We start from the raw sequence: 7353 nt of genomic DNA, 5'->3' as shown, positions 1-7353 counted from the left end.
ACATCTCAAAGTATTGACAAATAAAGGTTGGAGCCTTTTATTGATGTTTTTTTCATCTATTGTACAATAGTTAGGGCTGACTGAAAGCAATAGCTGATAGCTGATAGCTGAATGCTTACAATTGTTTAATAGGCAAACTTAAAATTGCTAAAATCTTAGACACATTTATATCTTCTGAATTTTCAATCACTAACTCCTCATTATTAATATCTACATTTTGACCAGAAAGTTTGAGAAAGCGCCAGATACGACCAGTCGTAACAGCACCATAAATACTTTCAGTTATTCTATTTCTTGCTTGGTTAAACCTCTGTGCTGCCACCATTTCCGCAATACATTGACCTAAACCTACATTTGTACTTTCATTTTTAGCTTCAACAATAGTTATTACAGGAGCTTCTATTTCTAAAGTGAACTCTGAAGCACTCAAAATATAGTCACAAAATCCATTTAGCCCGCTGGTCATATCAACATTAAAATCTCTGCCAGAAAACAAACTAATTTTACCATCAAATATTTCTCTGATTTCTATTAACAAAGGTGCAATAATTAACTCTGTTTGCGGAGCATTCCGTCAGGAAACGAGCTTTTTCAGTATTATTATCAAAAGCAACTTTAAGATTACGTTTCAAAGTTATTTTCAAATATTCACTCGGTTCAACTAACTCAATATTAGGAAACAAATTAACCATATTAATACTAAGGTCAAAAGTAGCTTGAACTTGATTAATAGTTTTAAAATCACTGTAAGCCATTTTTGCAGACTCCTTGAATTAAAAAATAATAATGAAACAAAGTAGGAACGTTGGATGTAGCGTCCCTAGTTTTGTTCAGTTACAGTTCAGTTGGAGAAATGGTTTGAATATGAACTTGTAGCCATTGGGTAAATGCTTCTCAATTCAATTCTCCAGAAGCTACTGCTAAAATCACTTGTTCTTGTTCATCCACAGAAGCATTTATTTCTAGTCCGTTCAGGATTAAAAAAACTTCCATTGCTGCGTGTCCTATTCGTTTATTACCATCAATAAAAGGATGGTTCATAATAATTAAAAAACCGAGAGCAGCAGCTTTATCAATGACAGTTGGATATAAGTCTTCTCCAGCAAATGTTGCTGCTGGTTGTGCTACTGCTGACTCTAAAGCGGAAATATTGCTTATATAGCAGTCGAAGCAAAGATTAGGACATTTCTAAATCCTGTTTGCGCAGCATTCCGTAGGAAAATCCTTTGACAGTTTACTATTCCCTATTCCCTATTCCCTATTCCCTAGCGCCTAGCGCTATACCATTAGCTCCTCCTGTCTGGGTAATGATTTGCTGATGCAGTTCCATAATTTATGATAGAGTGAGATAGCGAGTCATACTAAGCGCTTATAGAGTTCAGAGTTTTTTGTTAATACATAATTAGCTGCTTGATTAAAGTCAGTTTGAGATTCTTCTAGCCATTCAGTAATTTTTGATTCTAGAATTTTCTCTGGTGAGGTTTTCTGTTGGTTGGCAATTTTTTGGATATATTGGTATTGTTCTGTTGATAGTTGTATAGTGATTTGGTTCATGGCACTATGTTATAAATACTAAAGATAGCTGATTAATTATGGCTAATTATTGATCTGAAAACTGCTGTTATGCTGATAAATGGTATCTGAGCGATCACCGATAAATGGATTATAAAAAACTGATAACTGATAAAGTAGCTAAAACGCTTATATGTTATAGTCTAGAAGTCTCTCCGAGAGAGAAGATACCAAATACCAACCGCGAGAGAAAACCCCATCAGATAGCCAACCCAACTTCACATACCAAACGTCCACCTTTAAAGCACAACCTGGGAGGTATCCCATGTAATGTTCATCTAAGCTAAAATCTAGGTCAGAGTATAACAACAATTGTCCTTCTGGACACCATCCGACTTCGTTATTAAACGCTTCATATACTTCCCCATTATACTCTCTCGTACCACCCAAATTATGATAAATTGTCTTTTGCACAGAAAAGCCAAATTTACCGTTACTATATTGTACCCAAAGTTGGTCAATTGTGCGGAGGTCTGTACAAGGAAATCTTTCTATATCTTCTACTTTCAGCCAACCTTCCTGCTCTCGCTCTGCAACCTGCAACATACAACGAGCAGTTTCCTCATCTGCTTCTTTCCACTTTTCCTGACTCAGTAATCTCTCTAATTCAGTATATTCATAATCAACATTTGACATAAACATAAAAACTATTGCTCCTTAGTTATTTCTTGATTTATTTTTCAATTTCAAATAACCCTCTTTCCACTTCAGACAATCTCTCAGTAAATGCCAATTCATCGTTGATACCTAGGTATTGACTCAAAGCTCTAGCTATTACTTTAGTTTTCGTAAGATTCTTGTCCACATATTGATCGAGGCGTTTCCTGATATTTTCCGGGACTCTAATAGATATATTGGGCATGGGCATATTTGAGTGCCAGATGATAATATGACGGTGTAATACAAAAGTATTCCTAAGTGTTAGACAACATTCCGGAAATTTAGCAGTAGTAGAATTAACAGGTCGAATATTGAAACAACGGAGTTATAATCTGAAATGATAAATATTCCTTTATATACAGTTGAAAATTTAGGGCAACATCAAAACTTAGCAGAAATTATGGCTAGGGTGAAGCAGGAATTTCAACACATTTATCAAGATAATTTTATTAGTTTAGTTTTATTTTGTTCTCAAGCAAGGGGAGACGCAAAACCAGACTCAGATATTGATGTTTTAGTAGTTTTAAAAGAAACAACTACTCTGGATAATAAGCATCAAAAAATTATTGAGTTTATTTCCGATATATGTATTGAGTATGGGGTGTTAGTAAGTTGTGTTTATGTGAGTGAATCTCAATTTCAACAAGAGAAAAGTCCCTTATTATTGAATATTCATCAAGAAGGTATTTTCCTGTGAACATTGAACAACAATATTGATTGAATTCAAGCGAGGTTTAGATTCCCCACGCCCCCCTTACAAAGGGGGTAATCTTCAAAGTCCCCCTTTTAAAGGGGGATTTAGGGGGATCGTAAATGTGCCTCATAACTATGGAAGTTGCTATAAATTGAGGTTATGTAATTATGAATATCATCTTAACTCCACAACAAGAAGAGTTTATTCAGTCTCAAATTGCTAAGGGAAAATATACCAACATTGAGGAGGTTATTAATTCCGCTTTAAAGTTATTAGAAAAACAAGATTATCAACAATGGCTTAATGAAACTCGCCAAAAAGTCAAGGTGGGTTTAGAACAATTATAAAAGGGAGAAAAAGTTGATGGAGAAATTGTTATTGGACAATTAAAAATAAAATTTTAGTAGATGCGAGAGAAAAAATTGAGTGAGTAAATATAGTCTTTCTCAAACAGCTATTCAGGATTTAGATGAAATTTATAGTTATTTTGCTAAGGTCAGTATAGAACCAGGCGATCGCTATTTTTTGACGAAGAGGAAAGTTAATGATTATTCATTATCAATGAAATATAGTCTGGAATGATCAAGATTCCTTTAACTAAAGTTTCACAAAATCATACGATAACTTAGTTTTATATTTTTTCAAGATTTTCCTACCAAGAAAATATTGAAAATAAAGTATCAAAAACAACAAAATTCTTAACCAAAGCAACAATTAATTAATAATAAAAAATTCGTAAATAAAAACCAAGTTATCATTATCTATCCTTTATAATTTCATAAAGGTTGAAGTAGGGTGCGACAAATTCTATCGTGAATCCCATCTCAACTTCAGATAACAGAGGGTTTAACTTAAGAAATGCGGTCAGCTTGACCGTCAATGCCTGTGGATGAGTAACCGCCGACGGTCTTAGGGACGTTGCATAACAAAAATGCGTTTTCCGTTCCGGAATGCTACGCAAACATGTCGCATAGCAAAACGTCCGTACAGCAGGAAGTAAACATCAAATTGTCACGTTATGTGACACTTTGCATCAGTTTTATAGAGCAGGAGAATTCGGGAGAATGATAAATCTACTGTGGCTTCAAGGTGGAGCTTGTTCTGGCAATACCATATCATTTCTCAATGCTGAAGAACCAAATATTTGTGACCTAATCACAGACTTCGGCATTAATGTACTCTGGCATCCTTCTTTAGGATTTGAACTTGGTACAAACGTCCAACAATTATTACAAGATTGTATTTCGGGAAAAACACATTTAGATATTTTAGTATATGAAGGAACAATAATTAACGCGCCCAATGGTACGGGAGAATGGAACCGTTTTGCCGATCGCCCGATGAAAGATTGGGTACAAGAATTATCGGAAGTTGCAGGTTTCGTTGTTGCGGTGGGAGACTGCGCTACTTATGGTGGTATTCCGGCAATGTCACCAAACCCCAGTGAGTCTGAAGGTTTGCAATTTCTGAAACGAAAAAAAGGCGGATTTTTAGGAGAAGACTTCAAGAGTAAAGCTGGATACCCAGTAATTAATATTCCTGGTTGCCCCGCTCACCCAGATTGGATTTCGCAAATATTGGTAGCGGTTGCCACTGGCAGACTTGATGACATTACCTTAGACGAATTTCACCGCCCCGAAACATTTTTCAAAAGCTTTACTCAAACAGGTTGTACTCGCAACGTTCACTTTGCTTACAAAGCTTCCACTTCAGATTTTGGGCAGCGTCAAGGATGTCTATTCTATGACTTGGGTTGTCGCGGACCGATGACTCGCTCTTCCTGTAACCGCATTTTATGGAACCGAGTCTCCTCCAAGACTCGCGCGGGAATGCCATGTTTGGGTTGTACCGAACCAGAATTTCCATTCCACGACCTCATGCCGGGAACAGTATTTAAGACACAAACAGTCATGGGAGTTCCTAAAGAATTACCAACGGGAGTTAACCGTAAAGATTATGCTTTGCTGACTATGGTGGCAAAAGATTCAACTCCAGAATGGGCAGAGGAAGATTTCTTTACTGTTTGACATACTCCCGACGTTGCGCTTACGCGACAAAACGGGATTATTCAGCCAGGGTTTCCCAGGCTGCTGTTTTAACAGAGGTGATGTCCTCCCCCTGTGTTTATTGACCTTGATAATAATAAAATACTTCCTGCTTGTCAAGGGGAGCGGAAGGTTTTATTTGTGGAGATATCCGACTGTTGACCAATGCTTTCATCTATCCTTCCTTTGAAAGGCAGTGCTGTTTCATTCTTGGTTAAGACAGAAGGGGAGCAGGGAAGCACGGAGCAGGGGAGAATTTTCGACCCTTTACCCTAGCAAAATTTGTAGCAAAATTTGTAGGGTGCGTTTCCCCTAAGAGCGGACATGAAAAGACGGCTAAAATTTAGACTATGAAAGAGATTCAACAATCCGTCGTAACGCACCATTTTTAGATATGTCAGTGTTACGCTACTGGATGATGGTGCGTTACGCTGGCGCTAAGGCACCCTACTGGACTGTTTCATCTAAAATAGTGCAATAGTAGGGGCGGGTTTCCCCGTTAAATTAACGAGCTTTCACCTGAAGTTAGATAAACCCGCCCCCCAATGATGTAACGCACCATTTTAGATGTGTCAGTGTTACACTACTGGATGATGGTGCGTTACGCTGGCGCTAAGGCATCCTACAGAAATTGAATAACTGATAACTAATAACTGATAACTGAAAAAATGGTTCAAACTAAAGTACAAACATTAGACATTTCTCCCGTGGGGCGCGTTGAAGGCGACTTAGACGTAAGAGTTGACATTCAAGACGGATATGTAACCAACGCTTGGACTCAAGCACAAATGTTCCGAGGTTTTGAAGTCATCCTTAAAGGTAAAGACCCCAAAGCTGGTCTCATTGTCACTCCCAGAATTTGTGGAATTTGCGGTGCTTCTCACCTCACCTGTGCATCCTGGGCGTTAGATACAGCTTGGCAAACAGAAGTACCCCGTAACGCTATCCTTGCTCGTAACCTCGGTCAACTTGTAGAAACTCTCCAAAGTCATCCGCGCTTCTTTTACGGGTTATACGCGATCGACTTAACTAACAAAAAATACCAAAATAGTCCTTTCTATGAAGAAGCTTGTAAGCGTTTCTCAGCATTCACAGGTACTTCCTACGAACCAGGTATTACTGTTGCAGCAAAACCCGTAGAAATATACGCTCTATTCGGCGGTCAATGGCCTCATTCTAGTTTCATGGTTCCCGGTGGCGTAATGTGCGCTCCTACTCTGACCGACGTTACCCGCGCCTGGGCAATGTTAGAATATTTCCGCACTAACTGGTTAGAACCGATATGGTTAGGTTGTTCCATTGACAGGTTTGAACAGATCCAAACTTATGAAGATTTCATGGAATGGTTAGATGAAAATCCTAATCATGCTAGTTCAGACCTTGGTTTCTATTGGCGCATGGGTCTGAATATTGGTTTGGATAAAATTGGTGCAGGTGTTGGTAAATATATGAGTTGGGGATATTTGCCTCACGAAGACAAATATCAACGCCCGACTATTGAAGGTCGGAATGCTGCCATGATTATGAAAAGTGGTGTCTACGATAGCACTACAGATATTCATCAATTGATGGAGCATACTTTTACAAGGGAGAATACTTCCCACGCTTGGTATAACGAGGGTGATGGAGATGTACATCCTTTTGACCGTACTACCGTACCCATTGCTAATAACGATATTGACTTTGATGGTGCTTATTCTTGGTCAACTGCCGTATCTCACCAAGACTTAGGTCGGATGGAAGTTGGTGCCTTAGCGCGGGAATTGATAGCAGGTGGCGATCATGGGGAAAGTTGGCAACACAAAGACGGTTTAGTTTTGGATATGTTCAAGAAAATGGGCGGACCGAACGCACATTTGCGCGTGTTTGCCAGAATGCACGAACTAACTAAATTGTACCGTGAAACAGAGCGTTGTTTGCGGGAGTTTAATTTGCGCGATCCTTGGTATATTAAGCCTGAAGAAAAAGATGGTCGCGGTTGGGGTGCTACTAATGCTAGTCGTGGTTCCCTCTGTCATTGGGTGGAAATAGAAGGCGGAAAGATTAAGAATTATCAGGTTATTGCGCCGACTACTTGGAATGTAGGACCCCGTGATGGTGAAGGGGTGCGCGGACCTATTGAGGAAGCGTTAATAGGTATTCCTATTGCTGATGTGAATGACCCCGTGGAAGTAGGTCATGTTGCTCGGTCTTTTGATTCTTGTTTAGTGTGTACTGTTCACGCTCACGATGCGAAGACTGGGGAAGAGTTGGCGCGGTTTAGAACTTCGTAAGTAGCAGTCAGCTTTCAGCAGTCAGCGATAAGTTTACAAGGGACGTTGGATAACAAAAATGCGAGCGTCCCTTGTTTTTTGATAGCAGTGCGTTAGATTTTGGGGCGGG

At 39.0% G+C, this 7353-nt stretch carries 11 protein-coding genes; 5 read left to right on the top strand and 6 right to left on the bottom strand.

The features are described 5' to 3' along the window. Nucleotides 1-115 precede the first annotated feature (115 nt). The 6 genes from AFK68_RS18325 to AFK68_RS18305 form a co-directional block, all read right to left on the bottom strand. Nucleotides 116-538, bottom strand: a complete 423-nt coding sequence (locus AFK68_RS18325; protein ID WP_246844272.1) for a hypothetical protein — start codon at nucleotides 536-538, stop codon at nucleotides 116-118. Beyond that, a complete protein-coding gene (locus AFK68_RS42005) occupies nucleotides 510-755 on the bottom strand; it encodes a hypothetical protein (RefSeq protein ID WP_246844271.1) in 246 nt (81 codons plus the stop codon). Before AFK68_RS42005 ends, AFK68_RS18325 begins: the two co-directional genes overlap by 29 nt. Nucleotides 756-894: 139 nt before the next feature. Further along, nucleotides 895-1149 (bottom strand): type II toxin-antitoxin system death-on-curing family toxin, encoded by a 255-nt coding sequence (locus tag AFK68_RS18320; protein WP_246844273.1) that lies wholly within the window; start codon nucleotides 1147-1149, stop codon nucleotides 895-897. 207 nt (nucleotides 1150-1356) lie between these two features. Next, nucleotides 1357-1554: a DNA-binding protein gene (locus AFK68_RS18315; protein ID WP_094674007.1), complete on the bottom strand. Its 198-nt coding sequence runs from the start codon at nucleotides 1552-1554 to the stop codon at nucleotides 1357-1359. A gap of 147 nt (nucleotides 1555-1701) precedes the next feature. Continuing rightward, nucleotides 1702-2214 (bottom strand): GUN4 domain-containing protein, encoded by a 513-nt coding sequence (locus AFK68_RS18310; RefSeq protein WP_094674006.1) that lies wholly within the window; start codon nucleotides 2212-2214, stop codon nucleotides 1702-1704. Nucleotides 2215-2245: 31 nt separating this feature from the next. Beyond that, on the bottom strand, nucleotides 2246-2434 hold the full coding sequence (locus AFK68_RS18305) for a hypothetical protein (protein WP_143438020.1): 189 nt from the start codon (nucleotides 2432-2434) through the stop codon (nucleotides 2246-2248). Nucleotides 2435-2569: 135 nt separating this feature from the next. Here AFK68_RS18305 and AFK68_RS18300 point away from each other — a divergent pair, with 135 nt between their 5' ends. The 5 genes from AFK68_RS18300 to AFK68_RS18285 all read left to right on the top strand — a co-directional run bounded on the left by AFK68_RS18300 (nucleotide 2570) and on the right by AFK68_RS18285 (nucleotide 7244). Then, nucleotides 2570-2929, top strand: a complete 360-nt coding sequence (locus tag AFK68_RS18300; protein WP_094674004.1) for a nucleotidyltransferase domain-containing protein — start codon at nucleotides 2570-2572, stop codon at nucleotides 2927-2929. Between the two features lie 164 nt (nucleotides 2930-3093). Then, nucleotides 3094-3273: a type II toxin-antitoxin system ParD family antitoxin gene (locus AFK68_RS18295; protein WP_094674003.1), complete on the top strand. Its 180-nt coding sequence runs from the start codon at nucleotides 3094-3096 to the stop codon at nucleotides 3271-3273. 79 nt (nucleotides 3274-3352) lie between these two features. Next, nucleotides 3353-3508, top strand: coding sequence for a hypothetical protein (locus tag AFK68_RS39215; protein ID WP_210407485.1), 156 nt, complete (start codon nucleotides 3353-3355; stop codon nucleotides 3506-3508). Nucleotides 3509-3990: 482 nt separating this feature from the next. Beyond that, nucleotides 3991-4953 carry a hydrogenase small subunit gene (locus AFK68_RS18290; protein ID WP_094674002.1) on the top strand — a complete coding sequence of 321 codons (963 nt, stop codon included), beginning with the start codon at nucleotides 3991-3993 and terminating at the stop codon, nucleotides 4951-4953. A gap of 686 nt (nucleotides 4954-5639) precedes the next feature. Continuing rightward, complete coding sequence (locus AFK68_RS18285; RefSeq protein WP_094674001.1) at nucleotides 5640-7244, top strand: nickel-dependent hydrogenase large subunit; 1605 nt, start codon at nucleotides 5640-5642, stop codon at nucleotides 7242-7244. The last annotated feature ends 109 nt before the right edge of the window (nucleotides 7245-7353 follow it).

The sequence above is a fragment of the Hydrocoleum sp. CS-953 genome (assembly GCF_002260545.1).
Taxonomy (GTDB): domain Bacteria; phylum Cyanobacteriota; class Cyanobacteriia; order Cyanobacteriales; family Microcoleaceae; genus Trichodesmium.
Note: the sequence above shows the minus strand (reverse complement) of the source record. Positions and strands in the feature narration are given on the sequence as shown.